Origin of the sequence: Agrobacterium sp. OT33 (assembly GCF_017313365.1) — a bacterium.
Taxonomy (GTDB): Bacteria; Pseudomonadota; Alphaproteobacteria; order Rhizobiales; family Rhizobiaceae; genus Agrobacterium; species Agrobacterium rhizogenes_A.
In genome coordinates this window covers 165,816-189,843 of sequence record NZ_JAFLMZ010000009.1, presented here as the reverse complement: position 1 = coordinate 189,843, position 24,028 = coordinate 165,816, and the positions used below count along the sequence as shown (strand labels likewise).

Below are 24,028 nucleotides of genomic sequence, written 5' to 3'. Positions count from 1 at the left end.
GCCAGATTATCGCTTGAGCCGCATCAGGCTCGAGCCGGTATAGATCGCCAGCGCCACCCAGATCATCGCAAACGCCGCCATCCGCACCATGTCGAAGGGTTCCTTGAAGATGAAGATGGCGATGAGGAAGATCATCGTCGGCGCGATATATTGCATGATGCCGATGGTCGACAGCCGCAGCAGTTTTGCGCCATTGCCATAGAGAATGAGGGGAACGGCGGTGATCACGCCGCTTGCGGCCAGAAGCCATGTGTCTGCGGAATTGCCGCCCATGAAATGCGCCTGTCCACTGAAGGCAAGCCAGATCATGACCAGCACGGCGGGGATGGACAGCAGCATGACTTCCAGCAGGAAGCCCTGCGTCGCGCCGATCGGCAATGTCTTGCGGAAGAAAGCGTAAAAGCCCCACGAGACAGTCAGAGCGATGGAGACCCAGGGCAGGCTGCCGGCGTGCCAGGTGAGGATCGCCACCGCCACCGCCACGAGGCTGATGGCGGCAATCTGCGCCGGGTAGAGCTTTTCCTTCAGCAGCACTGCGCCAAGGAAGATGCTGAACAGCGGATTGATGAAATAGCCAAGTGCGGCGTCAAGCGCGCGGCCGGCGCCGATCGACCAGATATAGACACCCCAGTTGATGCTGATGAGGGCGGCGGTAAGGCTGGCCATGGCCAGCATTTTCGGGGTTTTCAGTGCCGTGCGGATTTCCGCCGTGCGCCCGAGCGCGATCAGCACGACCGCCGCGATCGGCACCGACCAGATGACGCGATGCACGATGACTTCGATCGGCGAAATATGCGCGACCGCCTTCATGTAAAAGGGGAGAAAGCCCCACAGCAGATAAGCGGAGAGCGCGAAAGCAAAACCGCGCGCGCTATCGCCGCCCTCTTGGGCCGGGAGCGTTTTGTCGAGTGCCATGGGAGTACCACCAATCGTTGGGATAGTTCCTTCATAGCGGATCGGCTTGACGGGAGCCAATTCATTTCCGTGAAGGGTTCATGAGAAAAACTGCATGAATAAAGGGCGTTTTGCCCGCGAAACGGGCTTCAGTCGCGACCGACAGGGGATTCACGCCGGCAGGTCCAGCGTGAATCCGGTTTGAATCATTGTCTCATCCGGCCTCTGCAACCGGTTGAACGGGCTGGTTATTTCCCCGCAAAACGATCATTTGCGCGAATCAGCTGGTCAAGAATGCCCGGCTCGCTCATCGCGTGTCCGGCTGCCTCGATGATGTGGAAATCCGCCTTCGGCCAGGCCTTGGCCAGTTGCCAGGCATATTTCAGCGGGCAGGGCATGTCATAACGTCCATGCACGATGACGCCGGGAATATCTTTCAGCTTGCCGGCGTCGCGCAGCAATTGCCCTTCCTCCAGCCAGCCGCCATTGACGAAAAAGTGGTTCTCGATGCGGGCGAAAGCGATGGCGTATTTATCCTCGCCGAAATCCTCGACACGGTCGGTATCGGTAACGAGCGCGATGGTCGCACCTTCCCACTGGCTCCATGCCTTGGCGCATTCGAGCTTCTTTGCCTCGTCGGTGCCGGTAAGATAGCGGTTATAGGCCTGCATCATCTCGCCGCGTTCGGCTTGCGGGATAGGCGCGATGAAATTTTCCCAGCGGTCGGGATACATTTCGGAAACGCCGAACTGGTAGTACCAGTCCAGTTCCGGCCTGGTGACGGTGTAGATGCCGCGCAGGACCAGTTCGCTGACGCGGTCCGGATGGGTCTCGGCATAGGCGAGCGCCAGCGTCGAACCCCAGGAACCGCCGAAAACCAGCCATTTTTCAAAACCGCAAAGCGCGCGCAGCCTTTCGATATCGGCAACGAGATGCCAGGTGGTGTTGGCTTCCAGCTCCGCATGCGGCGTGGAACGGCCGCAGCCGCGCTGGTCGAACAGGATGACGTCGTAAAGCGCGGGATCAAAAACCCGGCGATGCGTGGGATTGACCCCGCCGCCCGGGCCGCCATGCAGGAAAACCGCCGGCTTCGCACCGCGTGTGCCCACCCGTTCCCAATAGATCGTGTGGCCGTCGCCGACATCGAGCATACCGGTCTCGAAAGGTTCGATCTCGGGGTAAAAGCCGCGCAATTCTTCTGTCATGTGTCACTATCCTCTGGTGGCCATTTGGCCGTGTCGTGGTCCGGATGCTGCCGGCTGTTCACCGGCGCGGGCGCGTCATCCGTTGCAGGTTCCGGCTCGACCGGCAAGCCGTCAAGCTCGGCGAACCAGTGCATCTTGCCGGCAAGATTGGACTGCGCCTCGGGTTTTACCCGCTGCGGCTCGTCCAGCGAACCGAGGGTAATGTTGATGAAATCGGCCCCCGGCATGTCATAAAAGAGCGGCGTGCCGCAACGACCGCAGAAACCGCGGCGCACATGGTCGGAGGACTGGAACCATGATGCCTCGCCGCGGGTCATTTCGAAGAGTTCCGGGGTGCTTGCCGCAAGCGGCATGAAATAATTGCCCGACGCCTTCTGGCACATGCGGCAATGGCACAGATGCGGATAACGCAAGCCGCCCTTGATCCGGTAACGCACCGCGCCGCACTGGCATCCGCCGGAAAAGCCCGTCAGTTCGTCCATCAGCGGCCTTCTTCCGGAGGCCATACCTGCGTGTCGTGATCCGGGTGCTGATAGGAGGTGATCTCCGCCTCGTCGACGCCCTGTTCCACCGCCGGCTTGCTGAAAAGCTGCTCGATCCACGGCATGCGCTTGTGGAAATTGACCTGCACCTGCGGCTCGATACGCTCCGGCTCATCGAAAGCGCCGATGGCGATCTCCACGCCGCCGGGATAATGATAGGTCAGCGGCGTGCCGCATTTGTTGCAGAAACCGCGATGGATTTTTGCCGAGGAGCGGAAGAGGGCGGGCTGGCCGCGTGTCCAGGCCAGATGCGCCTGATCGGCGCTGACCAGCGCGCCGAAGAAATTGCCGAAATGTTTCTGGCACATGCGGCAATGGCAGATGGAGGCCCGGCCAAGCTTGCCCGCGTGAAAACGCACGGCGCCGCACTGGCAGCCGCCGGAAAAGCCCGCTTCACTCATTTTCTGTTCTCCGGTGGCCAGCTTTCGGTGTCGTGGTCGGGATGCTGATAGGAGATCAGGTTGGTGAGATAGTCCACCGAGGTCAGGTCGTCTTCCGTGGGAACGGCCGGCAGCTTGTGGATGCTGTCGACGAAATCGATCTTGCGCTCCACACCCCACTGAATGGTCGGCGGCAGTGCCGCGGGATCGTCAAACGCACCGGCGGCCACCGCCACGCCATCCGGCGCCTCATAGGTCAAAGGCGTGCCGCATTCCGGGCAGAAGCCGCGCTTGACGACGCTGGAGGACTGGAAGCGCTTCGGCTCTCCCCGGGTCCATTCAAATTCCACGCCACGCACCGAAACCAGCGGCGCGTAATAGGCCCCGAACGCTTTCTGGCACATGCGGCAATGACAGATCGAACTGTCTTTCAGATCGCCGGTAGCGCGAAAACGGATCGCGCCGCACTGGCATCCGCCGGTATGGGTGGTCATGGTTGGTTCTCCTTTACCGTTCGGATGATGTGGAGACAGACATTGTCGATGTCGCTCATGATATCGTCGTTCCAGAAGCGGAGGACGGTCCAGCCAAGTTCCTCGAGTGCCTGCGTTCTGTGCAGGTCATAGGCTGCCGCAGCGTCGTCCGCGTGCTGAAACCCGTCCAGTTCGACGACGATCTTATGCGACGGGCAGGCGAAATCAACGATGTATCCGCAAACCGGTAGCTGACGTCTGAAAGAGAGGCCGTCTAGGCGATGAGCACGGACGGCGTTCCAGAACCTCAGTTCGGCGTCGGTCATGGCCTTTCGCATCTGTCGGGCATGTGACCGATGTTGAGGATTGACCTTGGCGTGGGGCACGGGATGCTCGCGGCTTGATGGGGTACCGCGAGATTGGAGTATGGTGTGGTCGAAAGCAAGGGCGTGTCGTGGGGCTTACCCCCCTCTGCCCTGCCGGGCATCTCCCCCTCAAGGGGGGAGATCAGCAGGAGGCGCTACCGCCACTTCATTCGCAAACGTTGAGATGGGCGAGACCTTGCCGCAGATCGATCTCCCCCCTTGAGGGGGAGATGCCCGGCAGGGCAGAGGGGGGTAAACCGCAAGCCGCAGCAGCAAATTACCGCTTAATCTCCCACGTCGTCGTCCGCTCCCCGGTCTCCTTGTCCTTGCCATCCTTCAGCTGAATGCCCTTCTCGGAAAGCTCATCGCGCAAACGATCCGCCTCCGCGAAGTTCTTCGCCTTCAGCATTTCCAGACGCAGCTGCACCAGCGCATCGACAGCCGAAACGATGGCCTCGTCCACTTCCGCTTTCTTCGGCAGGACACCGAGCAGTGCGGCGCTGGCCGCAAAGGCCGGCAGTTTGGATGGATCGGTATTGGCGGCGTGGGCCAGCGCGTGCAGCGCCTGCACGGCGGCAACCGTGTTGAGATCGTCGGCAAGCGCCTCGAGCACGGTTTCATCCGGCGCGGCATCGGCGGCATCGGCCGCTGGCCACTTGGCCAGCAGGCGTTCAGCCTCTTCCAGACGCTTCACCGAAAAATCGATCGGCTCGCGGTAATGCGTCATCAGCATGGCAAGGCGCAGAACCTCGCCCGGCCATGTCCGGCCGCCGAATTTCTCCGTGTGCAGCAATTCGTAGATCGTCACGAAGTTGCCCTCGGACTTCGACATCTTGCGGCCTTCCACCTGCACGAAGCCGTTATGCATCCACACATTGGCCATGACATGCGTGCCGTTGGCGCAGCGCGATTGCGCGATCTCGTTCTCATGATGCGGGAAGATGAGGTCGAGCCCGCCGCCGTGAATGTCGAACACTTCGCCGAGGTAACGACCGGCCATGGCCGAGCATTCGATGTGCCAGCCCGGACGGCCACGGCCCCAGGGGCTTTCCCAGCCCGGTTCGTTATGCGAGGACAGTTTCCACAGCACGAAATCGCCGGGGGTCTTCTTGTGGGCTTCCACCGCCACGCGCGCACCGGCCTGCTGCTCGTCCAGCGGCCGCTTCGAAAGCTGGCCGTAATCGGCCATCGAGCGGGTGTCGAACAGCACCTCGCCGCCCGCCGTATAGGCATGGCCGCGGGCGATCAGTTTTTCGATGAGATCGATCATCTCGGCAATATAATCGGTGGCGCGCGGTTCGACCGTCGGCGGAAGGCAGCCGAGCATGGCCACATCGTCGTGGAACTGGTCGGCGGTTTTTTTCGTCACCGCGTGGATGGCCTCGTTCAGAGGCAGATGCGGATAGTCGCGCAACGCACGCGCGTTGATCTTGTCGTCGAGATCGGTGATGTTGCGGGCATAGGTCACATGGTCTTCGCCAAAGACGTGGCGCAGCAGCCGGTAGAGAACATCGAAAACGATGACCGGGCGCGCATTGCCGATATGGGCAAAATCATAGACCGTCGGGCCGCAGACATACATGCGCACATTGTCCGCGTCGATCGGCACGAACTCCGCTTTTTCGCGTGTGAGTGTATTATGAAATTTCAGGCGCAAGGACATGCGGCAGTTCCCTAAAGGCAGAATATTATCCTGGCCGGAACGTTTATCTTTCTTGACCTTGCGGGAGACGAAAACGATCTGGCCGGTGGCGAACCAGCAAAAAAAAATCTCAGCAGCAGGTGCAGATCATCGTTCTCATATCTTGCTTTATGGCGCGGCGGTGCGGCCCGGTCAAGAGCAACCGTGGTGGCCTTATCGCTGCCCGGAGCGGAAAATATTCACTCCGGCTGGCGGTAATCCACGAACTTTCCTTCGCGCACAAGGAAGAGTTTGCCGGTTTCGGTGAGATCGGGCGAGGCGAGCGGAAGAATGGCCGCGGCCACCTCCGATGGATGCGGCACGGTGGCCGGGTCTTCGCCGGGCATGGCCTGCGCACGCATCGCCGTGCGCGTCGCGCCGGGATTGATGCTGTTGACGCGAAGCGCGCTCTTCTGCGTTTCCGCCGCCCAGGTGCGGGCCAGCGCTTCGACTGCCGCCTTGGAGGTGGAATAGACACCCCAGAAGGGGCGACAGCTATGGGCGGCGCCCGAGGACAGGATCAGCGCGCGGCCGGCATCGGATTTCAACAGCAGCGGCTCGACCGAGCGGATCAGCCGCCAGGTGGCGGTGACATTGATGTTCATGACCCTTTCGAAGACTTTCGCCTCGATATGGCCAACCGGCGAGATCACGCCGAGAACGCCGGCATTGGCGACGAGAATATCGAGCTTGCCCCAGCGCTCGAAAATATTCGCACCCAGCGCATCGATGGCTTTCATGTCGGAGAGATCGAAGGGAACCAGCGTCGCGGTGCCGCCGACGGCCTTGATGGCATCGTCCAGCTCCTCAAGACCGCCCACCGTGCGGGCGCAGGCGATGACATGCGCGCCGGCCCTGGCGAGTTCCAGCGCCGTGAAATAGCCGATGCCGCGCGAAGCGCCGGTGACGAGAGCGATGCGGCCCTTGAGATCGATAGTCCCCTTGAGATCGATAGTCATTGTCTCCCCCGAAATGATTGCGCTTCCTTCTACGAAGCGCCGGCGGCCTTTCGCAAGCGATCATATCGTCGCATGCGAGGGCCTGAACAAAAGGCAAGAAAAAAGCGGCCACCGGAAGCCGGATGGCCGCTCTGTCTGGGGCGTATCAGCCGTTGCTGGCCAGCATGGAAATCTTGCTGCCCATGGCCTCGCCGTTCTTGTCGAGAAGGCGGGTCGGATAATCGCCGGTGAAATAGTGGTCCGTGAACTGCGGACGCGCCGGGTTGCGGTTTTCGCCGCCCACCGCACGGTAAAGCCCGTCGATGGACAGGAAGGCCAGCGAATCGGCACCGATATATTTCGCCATCGCCTCGACATCGGCATATTGGTTGGCGAGCAGCTTGTCTGCGTCCGGCGTGTCGATGCCGTAGAAATCCGGATGGAAGATCATCGGGCTGGCAACGCGGATATGAACTTCCTTGGCGCCGGCCTCACGGATCATCTGCACGATCTTCACCGAGGTCGTGCCGCGCACGATGGAATCATCCACCAGCACCACGCGCTTGCCTTCGATCATCGCCCGGTTGGCGGAGTGCTTCAGCTTGACGCCGAAAGCGCGGATCTGCTGCGTCGGCTCGATGAAGGTGCGGCCGACATAGTGGTTGCGGATAATGCCGTATTCGAAGGGAATACCGCTTTCCTGCGCAAAACCGAGTGCTGCCGGCGTGCCGCCATCGGGAACCGGGACCACGACGTCGGCCTCAAGCGGGGCTTCCTTGGCAAGGTTCATGCCCATGTTCTTGCGCGTCGTATAGACGTTGCGGCCGCCGACGACGGAATCGGGACGGGCGAAATAGACATATTCGAACAGGCAGAGGCGCTCCGGCTGTGGCTTTGAAGGCTTGCGCGCATCGATGGTGATCGAACCGTCAGGCTGGATTTCGCAGATGATGACTTCGCCGTTCTCAACGTCGCGCACGAATTTCGCGCCGATGATATCGAGAGCGCAGGTTTCCGAGCAGAAGATCGGCTTGCCGTCCAGTTCGCCCATGACCAGCGGGCGGATGCCGATAGGGTCACGTGCGGCGATCAGCTTGGTGCGCGTCATCGCCAGCATCGAATAACCGCCTTCCATCTGCCTGATGGCATCGATGAAACGATCGGCGGTGGAGGAGTGGCGTGAGCGGGCGATGAGGTGAAGGACGACTTCGGTATCCGACGTCGACTGACAGATGGCGCCGGTGGCGATGATCTGGCGGCGCAGCGTCAGGCCGTTGGTGAAATTGCCGTTATGGGCAATGGAAATGCCGCCTTCTTCCAGCTCGGCAAACAGCGGCTGCACGTTGCGCATCGCCACTTCGCCGGTCGTGGAGTAACGCGTGTGGCCAATGGCGATGGAGCCGGGCAGGCGGGCAAGGGTTGCGGGATCGGTATAATGATCGCCGACGAGGCCCATATGGCGTTCCTGATGGAAGCGCTTGCCATCGAAGGAGACGATGCCCGCCGCTTCCTGGCCGCGATGCTGGAGCGCATGCAGGCCGAGAGCGGTCAGCGCAGACGCATCGGCATGGCCGAGAATGCCGAACACGCCGCATTCTTCATGCAGCGTGTCGCCGTCGATCTCTTCCTTGAAAGTGGCCCCAGGGAACGGGGAATGCGAAAGCGGCTCAATCATCCGGCTTGCCCTTGCTCTCTACCGAGAAAAAAAGAAAGACCTCTCCGGTGAGTATTTCCCCCGGTCGGTCCGTCTGTGTCGTGCTTGATATTTAGCACAAATAGCGCGCCTTGCATGCATTGCAAGGCGCACCCTCGTGTCAATTATTCGTTGCTGGCGGATTTGTTGCCGGCACATCTTCCGCAGGCGCCTGCGTCGTCGTCGGTTCCTGCGGTTTTCCAAGGATACGGGCGCGGATCTGCGGCTCGATATCGTCAGGCAGAACCGCTTCCAGCTTGCCCACCAGCCCGTCGAGGAAGGGCTTGGACTTCGCCTGCGTCACCCATTCCGGCTGCGTCTTCACATCCACCAGCCAGTTCCAGAAGGCGACCGCGACGACGAGCAGCAGGATGCCGCGCGCCGCGCCGAACAGGAAACCGAGCGTGCGATCCAGCGCGCCGATGCGACTGTCGATGATGAAATCGGCAATACGCGAGGTGATGAAGGAAATCACGATCAGCGAGACGAGGAAAACGACGCCTGCCGAACCGGCAATGGCGATCTTGTCGTCATCGGTATAGTTGCGCGCATAGGGCAGCAGAACCGGATAAAGATAATAGGCGGCGGCCACCGAACCGGCCCAGCTCGCGATCGACAGAATTTCGCGGGAGAAGCCGCGGACCATCGCGAGAATGGCGGAGAAAAGAACAACGGCGATGACGATGCCGTCGAAAATTGTAATGGGCATATACCAACTCCGGAGGTGCGACGCCTTGTCAGACGCTGCCTTGCCAATTTTGCGATCCTCTTACACCACTGTTTCCCTTGGCGAAAGGATCAATATTCGTCGTCCTCAACCTGTTTGAACCGGTTGCCGGAGCCGGCGATGCGGGCCACGAGGTCCGGAAGGCTTTCGATTTCCGTCCAGCGTCCCTTGCCGCCTTTCGGCAATTCAGCCGAAGCAGAAGGCAGAAGTGCGGCGGAAAAGCCGAGTTTTTCAGCTTCTTTCAATCGCTGGCCCGTATGCGAGACGGGTCGCACCGCGCCTGACAGGCTGATTTCGCCGAAATAAACGCAATCAGCGGGCAGGGCAAGACCGGCAAGCGAGGAAACCAGCGCCGAGGCAATCGCCATATCGGCGGCCGGTTCGGAAATGCGGTAGCCGCCGGCAACATTCAGATAGACATCATGCTGGCCAAGCTTCACCCCGCAATGGGCCTCCAGCACGGCGAGAATCATCGCGAGGCGCGAACTGTCCCAGCCGACCACGGCGCGGCGCGGCGTACCCAGCGAAGTGGCAGCGACCAGCGCCTGCACTTCGACAAGCACGGGTCGCGTGCCTTCGATGCCGGCAAAAACCGCAGCGCCTGGCGATTTTTCGTTGCGCTCGCCGAGAAACAGTTCGGAGGGATTGGAGACTTCCCTGAGGCCGCGATCCGACATTTCGAACACACCAATTTCATCGGTCGGCCCGAAGCGATTCTTGACGGTGCGCAGGATGCGGTGGTGATGACCTCGGTCGCCTTCGAAATAAAGCACGGCATCGACCATGTGCTCGACCACGCGCGGACCGGCGATCTGGCCTTCCTTGGTGACATGACCGACCAGTACCATGGTCGCGCCCGTCTGCTTGGCGAAACGGATCATCGCCTGCACGCCGGTGCGCACCTGTGTCACCGTGCCGGGGGCGGAATCGGCCGTATCGCTCCACAGCGTCTGGATGGAATCGATGATGACGAGATCGGGCCGCTTGCCCTCGGAAATCGTCGCCAGAATATCCTCGACATTGGTTTCCGCCGCCAGCAGCACATCGGTTTCCGCAGCCCCGAGACGCTGGGCGCGCAGACGCACCTGCGCCACCGCCTCTTCACCCGAGACATAGATGATGCGGTGTCCGCGCCGGGAGAGGGCCGCTGCGGCCTGCATCAAAAGAGTCGATTTGCCGATGCCCGGATCACCGCCGATCAGGACGGCTGAACCGCGCACGAAACCGCCACCGGTCGCCCGGTCCAGCTCGCCGATGCCGGTCGGAATACGCGGCGCTTCCTCGATCTCGCCGGAAAGCGAGGTGAGCGTGACGGGCCGGCCCTTTTTTGGCGTCTTGCCCGGCCCGGAGCCGATGCCGCCCATCGGGTCTTCCTCGACGATGGTATTCCATTCGCCGCAGCCTTCGCATTTTCCCGCCCAGCGGGTGTGAACCGTGCCGCAGTTCTGGCACACGAATTGGGTCTTGGCTTTTGCCATCTTCTATCAGTTTTCTTCTTGTTTGAAATCTTTGGCGGAAATGTCTTGATGGCCATGCAGAACGCGCAGAACGGTAAGCTCATTCTTGTCGACACGAAAGAAAATGACGCGCTCACGATAAGCGATGCTGCGAAGCCCGGCTCCATATTCGCTTCTTGAGATACCGGATAAGCCCAGTGCCGCTATCGATTCGATTTTATTGAAGATATCGAGGGCGAAGCGATCAGCCGCAAGGGGATTCTCAGCCTCGATATAGGCGTGGTCTTCGGCAAGGTCGCGCCTTGCGCGCGTGGTCAAGGTTGGAGTCCGGATTTTAATGGCCGGTCCCCGTTTTTTGCTGCGCGGAAACTCTTTTTATATCGGCCAGAAACTCGTCCTGTGAGGCGTAACGGTGAACCCGGCCCGCCTCGGCGTCGTCGATGCCCTCCCGGATCAGCAACTGAAGCGCGGCTCTTTTACCCTCATCACTGCTCATCAATTGCAGGCTCGCATGGATAACCGCGTCCGCGTCGCTGTAAACGCCCGCCGCCACCTGCTCCTCGATGAACTTTTCGTCCTGCTCGCTCAAATGGATTTCGGGCATTTCGATCTCCTTTTGTTCTCTTTTAGCACAGGTCACGTCGGCTTTCCAAGAGCTAAAGGCAGCTCTCAGTCGTCGGCCATCAGATATTGCCGCTCGTAGCGCAGGCCAAGCCCCGTCAGCATCTCGTAGCCGATGGTGCCGGCCGCCCGTGCGGTCTCGTCGACCGGTACGTTGGGACCAAAAAGCTCGATATAGTCGCCGCTGCGAATGGCATTTGCCGGCACGTCCGTGACGTCAAAGATGGTGAGGTCCATGGTCACGCGGCCAGCCACCGGCACCCTGTGACCGTTGACCACGCCATAGGCGCCGCCATGGCCCATTTCACGCAGGGGAATGCCTGAACCCGAGAGCGAACGCTGGTATCCGTCCGCATATCCGACGGATGCGATGGCAAGCCGGCTTGCACGCTTCAGCAGGAAGCTGCCGCCATAGCTGACGGTCTGGCCTTCACCCGCCTCGCGTATCTGGATGATCCGCGCCTCGGCTCTCGCGACAGGCCGCATGGGGTTGGCCAGGTCGTTGACCGCTTCGCCGCCATAAAGGGCGATGCCGGGGCGGGTGAGGTCAAAGTGATAGTCGGGGCCGAGAAAGATGCCGGCGGAAGCCGAGAGGCTTGATTCGATGCCTTCAAAAGCGGCGCTAACCTTCCGGAATGATTCGAGCTGGGCTCTGTTCATCGGCGAGGAGGGCGTGTCGGCACAGGCGAGATGCGACAGAACCAGAACCGGATCGAAACTCGCCGGCCTTGTCACGTCGTCGGCGAGAAACAGGGCGTCGTCGAGCGGCAGCCCGAGGCGATTGAAACCGGTATCGACATGCAGCGCGCAAGGGTGGTCGCCACGCTCGGCCACCGTCGCCATCCAGAAGGACAGCTGCTCCTCGGATGCCAGCACCGGCACCAGATCATTGTCGAAGACCTGCCGTTCCTGGCCCTGCCAGATTCCTGAGAGCACGAAGATGCGCGCTTCCGGGGCATAGGAGCGCAGCGTTGCGCCCTCGGCCACCGTCGCCACGAAGAAATCCCGCGCACCGGCATGGTACAGGGTGGCGCCGCAATCCTCGATACCGAGGCCGTAAGCATCGGCCTTGACGACAGCCGCCGTCCGCGCCTTGCCAGACCGCTTCTTCATGTCCCGCCAGTTATCGGCCAGCGCGCCAAGATCGACGGTCAGCCTCAACGGTGCGTGCTCGAAAGCGTCGGTTTCTGTTTCGGCGAAAGTCTCTTCGAAGTCGTCTGTCATGCCATGCGTCCGGTTGATGGGAACTGCCGGAACCCTAGCACTTTTGTTCAAGACGGTAAGGATGGAATGCTCTAAACTTCGTTCATGCACAATGTTTCGCAGGAACAGGCCATAGATGCCATGCCGATTGCCGCGACGGAAACCACGCGTTTCTGGCGTGACGGGCGTTTCGGCGGCATGGAGTGCCTGAGTGCGACGTTTCTCACCCATGAATATTCGCCGCACGCGCATGATACCTTCTCGATCGGTGCGATCGAAAGCGGCTCGCAGATTTCCACCATCCAGGGAACCACGGAACAGACAGGGCCGGGGCATCTCTATCTCATCAATCCGGACGAGATACATGACGGCGCGCCGGGCGGCGGCGGTTATCGTTACCGGATGATCTATCCCGACACGGCGCTGCTGCGCGACGTTATCGAGGATGTGACGGGCAGGGCTTTTCACGGCACGCCGTCTTTCCCGAAATTCCTGCCGCGCGATCCGCAGATGGCCGCCGCCTTTCAGGTGGCGCATCGGCGGCTGGAGGCGAAATCCGGCGCGCTGGAAGCGGATGAGGGCATGTTTTCGGTTCTTGCCACCCTGTTCGGCCGGCACGGCAGCGCCATCATCCTGCCTGTGGAAACCCGTGAAAGAACGGCGGTCCATGCCGCCCGGGACTATCTTTACGACCACTATGAAACCGATATCGGCCTTGAGGAGCTGGCCGCCATCGCCGGCCTCAGCCGCGCGCATCTCATCCGTGCCTTTCGCAGGGAATTTCATATCACGCCGCATGCCTATCTGACGGATGTACGCATCCGCAGGGCGCGGAGCCTCCTGCGCGCCGGTGAGACACCGGCCGAGGTGGCGGCGATGTGCGGTTTTGCCGATCAGGCGCATTTCACCCGGCATTTCAAGGCGCGTACCGGCATAACGCCGGGGCAGTTCCGGGCGGCGTGATTCCGCGCACCTTTCCTTCTCGATGTCACTTTCGTTCAAGACCGGACGGCATCCCGGGCGTAATCGCTCTCTTCTGAAAGGGAGAATGCGATGTCCATATCGGAAAAACGCGCCGAATTTACCGCGGGGCTGAGGGCTGCTGCCCCATTGCTGGTCGCCATGGTGCCGATTGGCGTGGTGTTCGGTGCGGTTGCCATTGGCAAGGGCCTGTCGCCGCTCGAAGCCTCGCTGATGTCGCTCCTGGTCTTTGCCGGCGGCTCGCAATTCGTGGCGATGGATTTATGGACGCACCCGGCAAGCTGGAGCGCGCTCGGCTTTGCGGCGCTGCTGGTCAATCTGCGCCATGTGCTGATGAGCGCCTCCATTGCCGGTAAGCTGGATGACTTCAGGGGCTGGCGGAAATATGCGGCCATGCTGGTGCTGACGGATGAATCCTGGGCATTGTCAGAATTCCGCGTCATCGCCGGCAGGTTGACGGCGGCATTCTTCACCGGCGCGGCGCTGTCGATCTATCTCGTCTGGAACCTTGCGACCCTTGCCGGCGCACTACTCGGTTCTGTCGTGGGGGATATGTCGGTCATCGGTCTCGACTTTGCCTTTCCCGCGGTCTTCATCGTCCTGCTCATGGGCTTCTGGAAGGGCAGGGAAACCGGCTTCGTGCTTCTGGCAAGCGCGTCCGCTGCCTGTCTCACCCACGCGCTGGTTCCCGGCGCCTGGTACATTGCCGCCGGCGCGCTGGCCGGGCTTGCCGTCGCCGCCTTCGGCCATGGGGAGCGGGCGGAGCAGCCGGCATGACGCTCGACCCGAATACCCTGCTGACGATCCTCGCCATGATGGCGGCAACCGTCGCCACCCGGCTTGGCGGCCTGTTGCTGGTCAGTCATTTTACCCTGACGCCGCGCCTGAAAAAGGCGCTCGGCGTGGTTCCTCCCGCCGTCCTGATGGCCGTGGTCACCCCGACGGCGCTTGCCACCGGGCCGGCGGAAACCATCGCCTGCGCAATCACCGCCGTCGTGGCGCTGCGCCTCAGCCTTCTGCCCGCCGCCACGCTCGGTGTCGCGGCCGTGGCGCTGCTGCGCGGAATCGGATTGTGAGACAATCCTGTCAAAGCGTTGAAAAGATTCCGCGTCGGGAACCGGACGGGGCGCAAATTCATTCCATGCGGAATATTGAATGTGAACGGACGACGATAACCCGGACTTGAGTGAGCGCTTCCAAGCCGTTATCCAATGCCTGCCGTATCTTTCAAGCAGCGCCGGGCGGGAGAGAGTGATGACAGGCAATCGTGAAGTTGCATTCGGACCGCTTTCCCGAATCTATGCCGAAGACCTGAAGACGTCATGGCCGTCCATCACCTTTTTGCTGCTGACGATCCTGCTCGGCTCTGTTCTCGCCACCGCCGGTCCCTATGTGTTTTCCCGCCTGATCGACGATCTGCCGGACGCGCCGCTGCAATGGATGCTCGGTTTTTCGCTCTATGCGGGCCTGATGGCACTGGCGACGGGTATTCAGCGCTCCACGCAATATATGTCGGTCATCCATTCGGAACGGCTGGAATATGTCGCGACGACGCGCTTCTTCGAGCGCATCGTCCATAAACATCCGTCGTTCTTCAACGATCACAACCCGGCGGAGATTCAGGCTGCGCAGACAAGGGGCGCTTCGGCCGCCTCGGCGATCATGCAGATCGGCCTTATTTATTTCGTTCCGGGCATCGCCACGTTTCTGTTCAGCACGCTGTTGCTGGGAACTGTCCTCAGTGCGGATCTGGTCGCCATCGTCATTGTCTATGGCGCGGCCTTCATCGCGCTTACGCTTGCCTCGAACCGCCTGACCACGCCTTTTCTGGAAAAGGCCATTGAAGCCGGGCAGGGGAATGCCGGTTTTGTCGGCAATGCCATCGGCATGATCGAGCCTTTGCGGCACACGGGCAGCACTGCATGGATGAAACGCCGGTTCGCGGACAATGCAGGCTCGATCTATCGGAACTGGCGGCTTTATTCCCTGCGGCGGATCGGCTTTGTCTTCACCATCTCGCTTGCACTCGTCGTGCAGATGGTCATCGGCTTTTATCTGCTGTTGCCGCGCCATGAGGCGGGAGATCTCTCGATAGGCGATATCGTTCTCTTCAACACGCTTCTGCTTCAGCTCAACATGCCTTTTGAACTGATCGGGCAATCGATCAGCGAGGCGGTCCGATCCTTCGCCCAATTCGCGCCCTATGCCCGCATGTGGAACGAGCCAGCAGAGGAGGAATTTCCAAACACCCGCCCGCTGCAGCTGTCGGGCAAGGCGATTGAGTTTGATCAGGTGGGTTTTCGCTACGAAAACGGTCGCGGCGTCGAAGGTGTTTCTTTCACTGCAGCGCCGGGACGTCTGACCTTCATCACCGGCGAGACCGGCTCCGGAAAATCGACACTCTTCCGGCTTCTGCAGAAAACCATGGCGCCGCAATCCGGTCGCATCACCATCGATGGCACCGACCTGACCGCCATCGGCCGGGACGACTGGTTTGCCGTTGCCGGCATTGTTCCGCAGGAGGTGCAATTGCTGAACGATACGTTGCGCAGCAATATCGTGCTTGGGCGGGTGCTGGATGAGGAAAAACTGCGCCGCTCGGCCGAGCGCGCCGCCATATTCGACCGGATAGAGGCGATGCCGGAAGGTTTCGATACGATTGTCGGCGAAAGGGGGCTGAAGCTCTCCGGCGGCGAACGTCAGCGGGTTGCGATTGCCCGCGCGCTTTATGGCGAACCGTCCATTCTGCTGCTCGATGAGGCAAGTTCGGCGCTGGACGAGGAGACGGAGCGGGAAATCATGGACCAGTTAAGACGGGTCGACAGCGATATCACCATCATCGCCATCACCCACCGCCAGAGCAGCATCCGCACAGGCGATCAGGTCGTCGCTTTATCAGGCAGGGCACTGGATGAATCGGCTTCTGAGACGTCGGTGCCAAGCCATTGAAATGATTCCGCCCCATCCTGAAACCGGACGGGGCGGTGTTCTTTCAGCGATAGCCTGTGTGGCCGTGTGTCAATGCTCTTCGTACTGGCTGAAGGACGGGTCGGCCAGGTCGGCGAAGCGGGTGAATTCGGACTGGAAGGCGAGTTTCACCGTGCCGGTCGGTCCGTGACGCTGCTTGGCGATGATGACGTCGGCCGTGCCCTTCACCTTGTCGAACAGGGCTTCCCATTCGGCATATTTCGGGTCTGCGGGATCGCGCGGCTCCATGTTCTTGACGTAATATTCCTCACGGAACACGAACAGCACCACGTCGGCGTCCTGCTCGATGGAGCCGGATTCACGCAGGTCGGAAAGCTGCGGACGCTTGTCTTCGCGGCTTTCCACCGCACGGGAGAGCTGTGACAGTGCGATGATCGGGACGTTGAGTTCCTTGCCCAGCGCCTTGAGGCCCGTGGTGATCTGGGTGATTTCCTGTACGCGGTTTTCGCCGCTCTTGCCGGAGCCGGTCATCAGCTGAACGTAGTCGACAACAAGCACGTCGAGGCCGCGCTGGCGCTTCAGGCGGCGGGCGCGGGCGGACAGCTGGGCGATGGAGATGCCACCGGTCTGGTCGATGTAAAGCGGCACCTTCTGCATCATCTGGCTGCAGGCGACGAGTTTTTCGAAGTCGGACTCGGTGATGTCACCACGGCGGATTTTCGAGGAGGACACTTCCGTCTGCTCGGAGATGATACGGGTCGCCAGCTGTTCGGACGACATTTCGAGGGAGTAGAAGCCGACGACGCCGCCGTTCTTGGCCTTGTACGACCCGTCCGGCTGCACTTCCTGCTCGTAAGAGGCTGCGATGTTGTAGGCGATGTTGGTCGCAAGCGAGGTCTTGCCCATACCCGGACGACCGGCAAGCACGATAAGGTCGGAACGCTGCAACCCGCCCATGCGGGCGTCGAGCGAATGAATGCCGGTGGAAATGCCGGAGAGATTGCCGTCGCGTTCGAAGGCCGCGCCCGCCATGTCGATCGCCAGCGCCACGGCATCGTTGAAGGACTGGAAACCGCCGTCGTAACGGCCGGTTTCCGCCAGTTCGAACAGGCGGCGTTCAGTGTCTTCGATCTGCGCCTGCGGCGGCATGTCGAGCGGCGCGTCATAGGCGATGTTGACGACATCCTCGCCGATCTGGATCAGCGCGCGGCGCAGCGCCAGATCATAGATCGCGCGGCCGTAATCTTCCGCGTTGATGATCGATACGGCTTCAGCGGCCAGACGTGCGAGGTACTGCGCCACCGTCAGGTCGCCGATCTTGTCGTCGGCCGGCAGGAAGGTCTTGATCGTCACCGGATTGGCGGTCTTGCCCATGCGGATGATATCGCCCGCCACCTCGAAGATCTTGCGATGCAGGGGCTCATACAGATGCACCGGCTTCAGGAAGTCCGACACGCGATAATAGGCGTCGTTGTTGACGAGGATGGCGCCGAGCAGCGCCTGTTCGGCCTCGATATTGTTCGGCGCTTCGCGGTAGTGCGGTTCCGCCGGTTGCGCGGGGGTGATCTTTCTCACAGCGTCGTTCATGGTTTGCGCGATCTCCCTTTGCCTTGTCCTTACACTTCGGGTTTGGCTTCCTGGGGCATGGCAGTCAATGATATTGTTGCAACACTATGCGGCAGGCTGACGTCCGCTCTGTAAAGCTGGATCACATCTTCAGTTGTCCCCAGCAATCCACAGGCGGGGCGGGGACAGGGCGCCGGGATTTTCCGGCAACGTGATTCGCTGCCATGAGTTTACCGCATGGCAGACCCGGCATGAAAGAAACTTGAAAATCGTCAGGCTTGCGAATAAATAGGCAGAAAATAAGTAGTGTGCTAATTATAAGGCTTACTTGGAATGTCTCGCGAAACCGACAAGGAACAGCTTCTCGATGAGGTTTCCGCTTTTACCCGCAAGCTGCGCGCGTTTTTTGATGCGCGGGTAGGGGAAAGCGGGCTGACGCTTGCGCGTGCGCGTGCGCTTTTTGCCCTGTCGCGACGGGGGCCGCTGACGCAGACGGAGCTTGCCGAGGAAATGGAAATCGAAACCCCGACGCTGGTGCGGGTGCTCGACGGCATGGAGAAACAGAACCTCATCGAACGCCGCTCCGACGAAAACGACCGCCGCGCCAAACGCATCCACATGACGGAAGAAGGTGAGAAGACCTCCGGCACGGTGCAGGCGGTGGCAAAGACGCTGCGTTCGGAAATCACCGCCGACATCTCCTCGCAGGATCTGGCGATGGCGCTTGATGTGATGCGCCGTCTTTCGGCCAATCTGCAAAATCTCGCGGCGGGGAGGGCGCAGTCGTGAGCACTGTCTTGCCGCAGGCCACGGACGAGGCGGTTTCCGAAAAAGATGTGCCCGCCGCCGGGCCTGAAGACGCTGTAGCTGCCTCTCGGACGGTGAGCGACGCCGATGGCGATGCGACTGCGCCGGAACCTGCCGCAGCGGCTGCGCCGCAGCCGGTTGAGCGGCCGGTATGGCTGAGACTGTGTTTCATCTTTGCGGGCCTGTCATTCTTCATTACCCAGGGTCTGGGCATGAACCTCGTCATGGCCAATATCTACCAGTTGCAGGGCGAGTTCTCCGCCACGGTGGCCGAAGTGGCCTGGCTTTCCGCCGCCTATATGGCGCCCTATGCCACGTTTTCCATCGCGCTCTTCAAGATCAGGGCGCAATATGGCCTGCGGCCCTTTGCCGAACTCTCGATCATCGCCTTTGTGGTCGCTTCCTGTCTCAACCTGTTCGTGACCGACCTGCATTCGGCCATCGTCATCCGCTTCGTCAGCGGCATGGCGGCGGCGCCGATTTCCTCGCTGGGCTTTCTCTATATTCTGGAGGCCTTTCCGCCGGCACGGAAATTCTCGCTCGGTTTCAGCATCGCGCTGACCGGCACGCTGCTGTCGGCGCCGATCGCGCGTATCGTCTCGCCCTCCCTGCTGGAAATCGACGGCTGGAACGCGCTTTATTCCATGGAAGTGGGATTTGCGCTGATTTCCTTCGCGATGATCTACGTCCTCAAGGTTACGCCACCGCCGCGTGCGAAAGTCATCGAGCGTATGGATATCTTAAGCTATCTGCTGTTTGCGGGCGGCCTCGGTTGTCTCGCGGTCATGCTGACGCTCGGCCGGTTCTACTGGTGGTTCGAAACGTGGTGGCTGGGCGTGCTTCTGGCAACGTCGATCGCACTTTTGACCCTCATGGCCTTCATCGAACTGCCACGCAAGAACCCGCTGCTCGACCTGCGCTGGATTTTCTCGAAAACCAATCTGCATATCATTGCGGTGCTGCTCGTCTACCGCGCCGTTTCCTCCGAGCAATCCTCCACGGCGGTCAGCTTCTACCAGCAGCTCGGCCTGCTGAACGACCAGACCACCACGCTTTATGCGCTGGTGCTGCTGGCCACCGTGCTTGGCGGTGCGGCCTGCGCCTGGCTGATGCTGACGAAATATGTCGATACGGCCCATGTGATCGCGCTGACGCTGATTGCGGCCGGTTCGTTCATGGACAGCCAGTCCACCAATCTGACACGGCCGGCTGAGATGTATCTCAGCCAGATGATGATCGCCTTCGGCGCCGCCATGTTCCTGCCCCCGGTCATGTCCAAGGGATTTGCCGCAGCACTTGCCAGAGGCGTGCCCTATCTGGTGAACTTCATCACCATCTTCCTGTTCACGCAGATCACGGGTTCGATGTTGATGACGGGACTGCTCGGCAGCTTCGTGACCCTGCGTGAAAAGTTCCATTCCAATGTTCTGGTGGAAAATATCCTGCTCACCAATCCCCTGGTTGCCCAGCGCGTGTCGCAGCTTTCCGGCGCCTACAGCCACGTCATCACCGATCCGGCGCTGCTGAAGGCAGAAGGGCTTGCGCTGCTTGGCCAGCAGGTCAGCAGGGAAGCCTATGTGCTGGCCTATAATGACACCTTCCTGCTGATCTCAGTCGTTTCGGCGCTGGCGCTTGTCGCGCTTTTACTCCACCTTGCCTGGATGCGCATCCGTCCCTTCCTCCTCCGGAGTGACATCGATGCCGCGCCGGCACCACAGTCTTGAACCTTCCAAGAGTGACACAATGCTGAAGAAGTTTTTTACCCCCGTTTCCATTCTCGTGCTGCTCGGCGGTCTCGCCGGTGTCGCGCTGGTGCTTTATGCGTGGCGGCTGCCGCCGTTTCTCTCCACCGTCGAAATGACCGACAACGCCTTTGTGCGCGGTTACGTCACGACCATGAGCCCGCAGGTCAGCGGTTATGTCGTGGATGTCCCGGTAAAGGACTATCAGGAAGTCAAGCAGGGCACGCTGCTGGCGAAGATCGATGACCGCATCTACCGGCAGAAACAGGCGCAGGCGGCTGCCACGCTCGATACGCAGAAGGCGGCGCTGGATAATTCCCGCCAGCAGGAAAATGCCGCCAATGCCAACATCCTCTCCAGTCAGGCGGCGGTCGACAGCGCCGAAGCCTCGCTGAAGCAGGCGCAGCTTGCCTCCGACCGGCAGGATAATCTCATCAAAAGCGGGGTCGGAACCTCCAGCCTGCAGGAAGAGGCCCACGCCGCGCTTGAAAAGGCGCGGGCATCGCTGTCGCAGGCCAAAGCCGCCCTTGAGGTCTCGCGTCAGGATCTGCAGACGATCATCGTCAACCGCAGCTCCCTGCAGGCCGCTGTCGCCAACGCCGAGGCCGCGGTCGAACTCACCAAGATCGACCTCGCCAATACCGAAATCCACGCGCCCGTGGACGGCAGGCTCGGCGAAGTCGGCGTGCGCACCGGCCAATATGTCACCGCCGGAACGCAATTGATGGCCGTCGTGCCGCATGATGTCTGGGTCATCGCCAATTTCAAGGAAACCCAGCTTGCGGGCATGCAGGTCGGCCAGCCGGTGACGATCTCGGTGGATGCCCTGCATCGCCGCAAGCTTACCGGCCATGTGGAGCGGTTCTCGCCCGCCACGGGTTCGGAATTCGCCGTCATCAAGCCGGACAATGCGACGGGCAATTTCGTGAAGATCGCCCAGCGCCTCGGCGTGCGGATCGCCATCGATGCCGATCAGCCGCTCGCCGCGGATTTGTCGCCGGGCATGTCGGTGGTGGTGCATGTGGACAAGAGCGTGGCGCCGGAGGGGGCTGAGACGGCGGCGAAGTAGTCTTGTCGTCGAGTGTGCCGAGAGGCACCCCCCTCTGCCCTGCCGGGCATCTCCCCCTCAAGGGGGGAGATCGGCAAGGAGGGACTACATCGCCATAATCGCAACGTTGAGGTGGTCGAACGGTCGCCACGATTCGATCTCCCCCCTTGAGGGGGAGATGCCCGGCAGGGCAGAGGGGGGTAACCTCTCCGCATACTCTCCGCGAACCAACAAACAAAAAACCCGGATGTCTCCATCCGGGGTTTTCCTTTGACCGTTAAGCCAAATCTTATTCGTCGTCGCCGTCGCGGTCTGCTTCCGGATCGAAGAAGTCTTCCGGACGCAGCGCGTCTTCGTCAACGCCGTAGATGGCGTCGGCGGAGGTGAGGCTTTCACCCTTGGACTGGCGTTCTGCTTCTTCAGCCGAACGGGCAACGTTCAGCTCAACCTGCAGCTCGACTTCGGCATGCAGGTGAAGGGTAACGTTGTGCAGGCCGATGGTCTTGATCGGCGTGTTCAGTTCAACCTGGTTACGGCCGATGTTGAAGCCTTCTGCGCCGAGGATTTCAACGACGTCGCGGGCGGCAACAGAACCGTACAGCTGACCGGTTTCGCCAGCCGAACGGACGACGATGAAGGACTTGCCTTCCAGAGCCTCGGCAACCTTCTGGGCTTCCGACTTGCGCTCGAGGTTACGGGCTTCGAGCGTTGCGCGCTCGGTTTCGAAACGGGCCTTGTTGGCGGCGTTGGCGCGCAGCGCCTTGCCCTGCGGCAGCAGGAAGTTACGGGCGTAGCCGTCGCGAACCTTGACGGTTTCGCCCATCTGGCCGAGCTTGTTGATGCGTTCGAGAAGAATGACGTCCATCTTCTTGATCCTTTCTATGGTTTGGTTTCGTTCGTATTGTCGGTTTTCCGCGTCGGAGTAAGAGAGATCGTGCTGCGCACGTCGCTCAGGCCGAACACGAGAATGATGAACAGCGGAAAGACAAAGACCGCCGAGAGATATGCGAGAATGAGAACCGGCAGACGCCAGTCCTTGCCGCGGGCGCGCTTGTGCAGCGAGGCGTAACCCGCCATCAGGAAGCCCGCGCCGAAGGTGCCGCAGATGACCGCGCCGACCATGGCCGCGACGCCGCCGAGGAACATGGCGACGATGCCGGCCAGAAAAATGAAAATGGCGTTGCGGTGCATGCGCAGCGCGGAAGCAATATCCTCACGCGGGCGAAGGCCCTTGCCGAAGGAGCCGACCAGCCGGGTCGCGAAATAATAGGCCGCAAACAAAAGGATGACCCACAGGCCGCCCTGAACGATCGGCAGCATCAGCACCAGCAGCGATTTCGTCTGGGCGAGCGCCTCGGCATTGGGTTCGAACAGCGGCTCGCGGTTCTGCACCGAGGTCATCATGATATCGACCATGCGGGCAACGAGATCAGGACCGTAACCGATCATCCAGCCGAGAATGACAACGGCGAGGGAGACCAGAATGCACAGGTGCAGGACGATGCCGGAGAGCGGATACCAGGCGAGAAGATCGTCCGGGCCGCCGAGTTCGGAAGCCGGGCGCGCCAGATTGGCAAGATGCGAAAGCCAGCCCGCCGGGATCAGCGTGAAGATGGCGATGGTCAGCGCAAACAGCGGCGACATGACGAGAGCGCCGATGATGGCCGCGGTAATGATTGCGACGATGGCGGCGCGGTTGCCCCAGCCCATGCCTGCGATCAGGATCGGCATGGCGGAACCGGCATAGAGCAGGAAGGAAAAGGACGACTGTGCCGTTGCGCCAAGCGTCAAAAACGCGGCGCATATGCCGGCGAGAACGCCGGAAATCAGCACTGTCTGGTTCAACTTTTGCACTTCGCTGTCCTGCTGAAACGAAAGCAGTTAGAGGATCGCCCCTGAGAGCCTCATCCCCAACATGGGTTTTATGGTATCGATCCGCGCCCAACGCGGAAGGATTTGGAAACCTTCAACCTACTGCTTAGAAGGCAGTAGCTTCGAAGGAGAAAACGAGGCCGCGCCGGAACGCAGCCTCGCTTCAATTCATTACGCTACGACGTAGGGCAGCAGGCCGAGGAAGCGGGCGCGCTTGATCGCCTGGGCGAGTTCGCGCTGCTTCTTCTGGGAAACGGCCGTGATGCGGGACGGAACGATCTTGCCACGCTCGGAAATGTAGCGCTGCAGCAGACGTACGTCCTTGTAGTCGATCTTCGGAGCGTTTGCGCCGGAGAAGGGGCACGTCTTGCGACGGCGGTGGAACGGGCGGCGTGCCTGGGAAGAGGATGCGTCAGCCATTGGTCAAAACTCCTTCTTATGCACGGTCTTCGCGCGGACGGCGCGGACGGTCTTCGCGGTCGCCGAAGCCACCTTCGCGCGGTGCGCGGGGGCCACGATCTTCACGCGGGCCACGGTCCGGACGGTCGCCATCGCGGCGCGGACGGTCGTCACGGTCGCGCTTCTGCATCATCGCGGACGGGCCTTCTTCGTGTGCTTCGACGGCGATGGTCATGTAGCGAAGAACGTCTTCGTTGATGCGCATCTGGCGCTCGACTTCATGGATGGCGGCCGCCGGAGCGTCGATGTCCATGAGAGCGTAGTGAGCCTTGCGGTTCTTCTTGATGCGGTAGGTGAGGGACTTCAGACCCCAGTTCTCGATGCGTCCGACTTTGCCGCCGAACGATTCGATAACGCCCTTGTACTGCTCGACAAGTGCGTCGACCTGCTGGGCAGAAATATCCTGCCGGGCAAGGAAGATGTGTTCGTAAAGAGCCATTTAAGCT

The 24,028-nt window shown here is 61.0% G+C and carries 26 protein-coding genes and 1 tRNA gene; 7 read left to right on the top strand and 20 right to left on the bottom strand.

Annotated elements, in window-relative coordinates; genetic code table 11:
• Positions 1-6: 6 nt before the first annotated feature.
• The 14 genes from rarD to alr all read right to left on the bottom strand — a co-directional run bounded on the left by rarD (position 7) and on the right by alr (position 12,200).
• On the bottom strand, positions 7-915 hold the full coding sequence (gene rarD / locus JZX88_RS21210; protein ID WP_110759359.1) for an EamA family transporter RarD: 909 nt from the start codon (positions 913-915) through the stop codon (positions 7-9).
• Between the two features lie 227 nt (positions 916-1,142).
• Positions 1,143-2,099 carry a prolyl aminopeptidase gene (gene pip, locus JZX88_RS21205; RefSeq protein WP_110759357.1) on the bottom strand — a complete coding sequence of 319 codons (957 nt, stop codon included), beginning with the start codon at positions 2,097-2,099 and terminating at the stop codon, positions 1,143-1,145.
• Positions 2,096-2,581 carry a GFA family protein gene (locus tag JZX88_RS21200; protein WP_206914620.1) on the bottom strand — a complete coding sequence of 162 codons (486 nt, stop codon included), beginning with the start codon at positions 2,579-2,581 and terminating at the stop codon, positions 2,096-2,098. Before JZX88_RS21200 ends, pip begins: the two co-directional genes overlap by 4 nt.
• Entirely contained in the window at positions 2,581-3,042 is a 462-nt protein-coding gene (locus tag JZX88_RS21195) for a GFA family protein (RefSeq protein WP_065115293.1), read from the bottom strand. The genes JZX88_RS21200 and JZX88_RS21195 overlap by 1 nt, the downstream gene beginning before the upstream one ends.
• Positions 3,039-3,515, bottom strand: a complete 477-nt coding sequence (locus JZX88_RS21190) for a GFA family protein (RefSeq protein WP_206914619.1) — start codon at positions 3,513-3,515, stop codon at positions 3,039-3,041. The genes JZX88_RS21195 and JZX88_RS21190 overlap by 4 nt, the downstream gene beginning before the upstream one ends.
• Complete coding sequence (locus JZX88_RS21185) at positions 3,512-3,820, bottom strand: endonuclease domain-containing protein (protein ID WP_236773659.1); 309 nt, start codon at positions 3,818-3,820, stop codon at positions 3,512-3,514. The genes JZX88_RS21190 and JZX88_RS21185 overlap by 4 nt, the downstream gene beginning before the upstream one ends.
• Before the next feature lie 316 nt (positions 3,821-4,136).
• Positions 4,137-5,522, bottom strand: coding sequence for a cysteine--tRNA ligase (gene cysS, locus JZX88_RS21180; RefSeq protein WP_206914618.1), 1,386 nt, complete (start codon positions 5,520-5,522; stop codon positions 4,137-4,139).
• 218 nt (positions 5,523-5,740) lie between these two features.
• Positions 5,741-6,499, bottom strand: a complete 759-nt coding sequence (locus JZX88_RS21175) for an SDR family NAD(P)-dependent oxidoreductase (RefSeq protein ID WP_110759349.1) — start codon at positions 6,497-6,499, stop codon at positions 5,741-5,743.
• 145 nt (positions 6,500-6,644) lie between these two features.
• The gene (gene purF / locus JZX88_RS21170) at positions 6,645-8,153 is read right to left on the bottom strand and encodes an amidophosphoribosyltransferase (protein ID WP_065115299.1); all 1,509 of its coding nucleotides are present in this window, start codon (positions 8,151-8,153) and stop codon (positions 6,645-6,647) included.
• Positions 8,154-8,292: 139 nt separating this feature from the next.
• Positions 8,293-8,880: a CvpA family protein gene (locus JZX88_RS21165; RefSeq protein ID WP_003502039.1), complete on the bottom strand. Its 588-nt coding sequence runs from the start codon at positions 8,878-8,880 to the stop codon at positions 8,293-8,295.
• An 89-nt stretch (positions 8,881-8,969) separates the two neighbouring features.
• A complete protein-coding gene (gene radA, locus JZX88_RS21160) occupies positions 8,970-10,376 on the bottom strand; it encodes a DNA repair protein RadA (RefSeq protein WP_110759348.1) in 1,407 nt (468 codons plus the stop codon).
• Between the two features lie 6 nt (positions 10,377-10,382).
• A complete protein-coding gene (locus tag JZX88_RS21155; protein ID WP_142855570.1) occupies positions 10,383-10,673 on the bottom strand; it encodes a type II toxin-antitoxin system RelE/ParE family toxin in 291 nt (96 codons plus the stop codon).
• Between the two features lie 16 nt (positions 10,674-10,689).
• A complete protein-coding gene (locus tag JZX88_RS21150) occupies positions 10,690-10,959 on the bottom strand; it encodes a type II toxin-antitoxin system ParD family antitoxin (protein ID WP_206914617.1) in 270 nt (89 codons plus the stop codon).
• A gap of 65 nt (positions 10,960-11,024) precedes the next feature.
• Positions 11,025-12,200 (bottom strand): alanine racemase, encoded by a 1,176-nt coding sequence (alr, locus tag JZX88_RS21145; RefSeq protein ID WP_206914616.1) that lies wholly within the window; start codon positions 12,198-12,200, stop codon positions 11,025-11,027.
• A gap of 84 nt (positions 12,201-12,284) precedes the next feature.
• Between alr and JZX88_RS21140 the strand changes: the two genes are divergently transcribed.
• From JZX88_RS21140 to JZX88_RS21125, 4 genes are all read left to right on the top strand, one after another.
• Positions 12,285-13,142, top strand: a complete 858-nt coding sequence (locus JZX88_RS21140; protein WP_206914615.1) for an AraC family transcriptional regulator — start codon at positions 12,285-12,287, stop codon at positions 13,140-13,142.
• A gap of 90 nt (positions 13,143-13,232) precedes the next feature.
• Positions 13,233-13,937 carry an AzlC family ABC transporter permease gene (locus tag JZX88_RS21135; RefSeq protein ID WP_065115304.1) on the top strand — a complete coding sequence of 235 codons (705 nt, stop codon included), beginning with the start codon at positions 13,233-13,235 and terminating at the stop codon, positions 13,935-13,937.
• Complete coding sequence (locus JZX88_RS21130; protein ID WP_142855572.1) at positions 13,934-14,236, top strand: AzlD family protein; 303 nt, start codon at positions 13,934-13,936, stop codon at positions 14,234-14,236. Before JZX88_RS21135 ends, JZX88_RS21130 begins: the two co-directional genes overlap by 4 nt.
• A 178-nt stretch (positions 14,237-14,414) precedes the next feature.
• A complete protein-coding gene (locus JZX88_RS21125; protein WP_206914614.1) occupies positions 14,415-16,109 on the top strand; it encodes an ABC transporter ATP-binding protein in 1,695 nt (564 codons plus the stop codon).
• 69 nt (positions 16,110-16,178) lie between these two features.
• Here the strand turns inward: JZX88_RS21125 and JZX88_RS21120 are convergent, their stop codons facing one another.
• Complete coding sequence (locus JZX88_RS21120) at positions 16,179-17,675, bottom strand: replicative DNA helicase (RefSeq protein WP_065115307.1); 1,497 nt, start codon at positions 17,673-17,675, stop codon at positions 16,179-16,181.
• A 312-nt stretch (positions 17,676-17,987) separates the two neighbouring features.
• Between JZX88_RS21120 and JZX88_RS21115 the strand changes: the two genes are divergently transcribed.
• From JZX88_RS21115 to JZX88_RS21105, 3 genes are read left to right on the top strand one after another with little or no spacing between them, the layout of a single operon-like run.
• The gene (locus JZX88_RS21115; RefSeq protein WP_065115308.1) at positions 17,988-18,443 is read left to right on the top strand and encodes a MarR family winged helix-turn-helix transcriptional regulator; all 456 of its coding nucleotides are present in this window, start codon (positions 17,988-17,990) and stop codon (positions 18,441-18,443) included.
• The gene (locus tag JZX88_RS21110) at positions 18,440-20,185 is read left to right on the top strand and encodes an MFS transporter (RefSeq protein WP_206914613.1); all 1,746 of its coding nucleotides are present in this window, start codon (positions 18,440-18,442) and stop codon (positions 20,183-20,185) included. Before JZX88_RS21115 ends, JZX88_RS21110 begins: the two co-directional genes overlap by 4 nt.
• Before the next feature lie 19 nt (positions 20,186-20,204).
• Complete coding sequence (locus JZX88_RS21105; protein ID WP_065115310.1) at positions 20,205-21,272, top strand: HlyD family secretion protein; 1,068 nt, start codon at positions 20,205-20,207, stop codon at positions 21,270-21,272.
• A gap of 268 nt (positions 21,273-21,540) precedes the next feature.
• Here the strand turns inward: JZX88_RS21105 and rplI are convergent, their stop codons facing one another.
• From rplI to rpsF, 5 genes are all read right to left on the bottom strand, one after another.
• Positions 21,541-22,116, bottom strand: a complete 576-nt coding sequence (gene rplI, locus JZX88_RS21100; RefSeq protein WP_065115311.1) for a 50S ribosomal protein L9 — start codon at positions 22,114-22,116, stop codon at positions 21,541-21,543.
• A gap of 14 nt (positions 22,117-22,130) precedes the next feature.
• On the bottom strand, positions 22,131-23,105 hold the full coding sequence (locus JZX88_RS21095) for a DUF2232 domain-containing protein (protein ID WP_206914612.1): 975 nt from the start codon (positions 23,103-23,105) through the stop codon (positions 22,131-22,133).
• A gap of 87 nt (positions 23,106-23,192) precedes the next feature.
• Positions 23,193-23,284: transfer RNA gene (locus tag JZX88_RS21090), tRNA-Arg, on the bottom strand.
• Positions 23,285-23,294: 10 nt separating this feature from the next.
• Complete coding sequence (rpsR, locus tag JZX88_RS21085) at positions 23,295-23,543, bottom strand: 30S ribosomal protein S18 (protein WP_003502063.1); 249 nt, start codon at positions 23,541-23,543, stop codon at positions 23,295-23,297.
• Between the two features lie 16 nt (positions 23,544-23,559).
• Positions 23,560-24,021 (bottom strand): 30S ribosomal protein S6, encoded by a 462-nt coding sequence (rpsF, locus tag JZX88_RS21080; RefSeq protein WP_003520723.1) that lies wholly within the window; start codon positions 24,019-24,021, stop codon positions 23,560-23,562.
• Between the last annotated feature and the right edge of the window lie 7 nt (positions 24,022-24,028).

Bases quoted from the DNA above. Each gene is read 5' to 3' on its own strand.
- rarD (WP_110759359.1), bottom strand. From the start codon at position 915: ATGGCACTCGACAAAACGCTCCCGGCCCAAGAGGGCGGCGATAGCGCG.
- pip (WP_110759357.1), bottom strand. From the start codon at position 2,099: ATGACAGAAGAATTGCGCGGCTTTTACCCCGAGATCGAACCTTTCGAG.
- JZX88_RS21200 (WP_206914620.1), bottom strand. From the start codon at position 2,581: ATGGACGAACTGACGGGCTTTTCCGGCGGATGCCAGTGCGGCGCGGTG.
- JZX88_RS21195 (WP_065115293.1), bottom strand. From the start codon at position 3,042: ATGAGTGAAGCGGGCTTTTCCGGCGGCTGCCAGTGCGGCGCCGTGCGT.
- JZX88_RS21190 (WP_206914619.1), bottom strand. From the start codon at position 3,515: ATGACCACCCATACCGGCGGATGCCAGTGCGGCGCGATCCGTTTTCGC.
- JZX88_RS21185 (WP_236773659.1), bottom strand. From the start codon at position 3,820: ATGACCGACGCCGAACTGAGGTTCTGGAACGCCGTCCGTGCTCATCGC.
- cysS (WP_206914618.1), bottom strand. From the start codon at position 5,522: ATGTCCTTGCGCCTGAAATTTCATAATACACTCACACGCGAAAAAGCG.
- JZX88_RS21175 (WP_110759349.1), bottom strand. From the start codon at position 6,499: ATGACTATCGATCTCAAGGGGACTATCGATCTCAAGGGCCGCATCGCT.
- purF (WP_065115299.1), bottom strand. From the start codon at position 8,153: ATGATTGAGCCGCTTTCGCATTCCCCGTTCCCTGGGGCCACTTTCAAG.
- JZX88_RS21165 (WP_003502039.1), bottom strand. From the start codon at position 8,880: ATGCCCATTACAATTTTCGACGGCATCGTCATCGCCGTTGTTCTTTTC.
- radA (WP_110759348.1), bottom strand. From the start codon at position 10,376: ATGGCAAAAGCCAAGACCCAATTCGTGTGCCAGAACTGCGGCACGGTT.
- JZX88_RS21150 (WP_206914617.1), bottom strand. From the start codon at position 10,959: ATGCCCGAAATCCATTTGAGCGAGCAGGACGAAAAGTTCATCGAGGAG.
- alr (WP_206914616.1), bottom strand. From the start codon at position 12,200: ATGACAGACGACTTCGAAGAGACTTTCGCCGAAACAGAAACCGACGCT.
- JZX88_RS21140 (WP_206914615.1), top strand. From the start codon at position 12,285: ATGCACAATGTTTCGCAGGAACAGGCCATAGATGCCATGCCGATTGCC.
- JZX88_RS21135 (WP_065115304.1), top strand. From the start codon at position 13,233: ATGTCCATATCGGAAAAACGCGCCGAATTTACCGCGGGGCTGAGGGCT.
- JZX88_RS21130 (WP_142855572.1), top strand. From the start codon at position 13,934: ATGACGCTCGACCCGAATACCCTGCTGACGATCCTCGCCATGATGGCG.
- JZX88_RS21125 (WP_206914614.1), top strand. From the start codon at position 14,415: ATGACAGGCAATCGTGAAGTTGCATTCGGACCGCTTTCCCGAATCTAT.
- JZX88_RS21120 (WP_065115307.1), bottom strand. From the start codon at position 17,675: ATGAACGACGCTGTGAGAAAGATCACCCCCGCGCAACCGGCGGAACCG.
- JZX88_RS21115 (WP_065115308.1), top strand. From the start codon at position 17,988: ATGTCTCGCGAAACCGACAAGGAACAGCTTCTCGATGAGGTTTCCGCT.
- JZX88_RS21105 (WP_065115310.1), top strand. From the start codon at position 20,205: ATGCTGAAGAAGTTTTTTACCCCCGTTTCCATTCTCGTGCTGCTCGGC.
- rplI (WP_065115311.1), bottom strand. From the start codon at position 22,116: ATGGACGTCATTCTTCTCGAACGCATCAACAAGCTCGGCCAGATGGGC.
- rpsR (WP_003502063.1), bottom strand. From the start codon at position 23,543: ATGGCTGACGCATCCTCTTCCCAGGCACGCCGCCCGTTCCACCGCCGT.
- rpsF (WP_003520723.1), bottom strand. From the start codon at position 24,021: ATGGCTCTTTACGAACACATCTTCCTTGCCCGGCAGGATATTTCTGCC.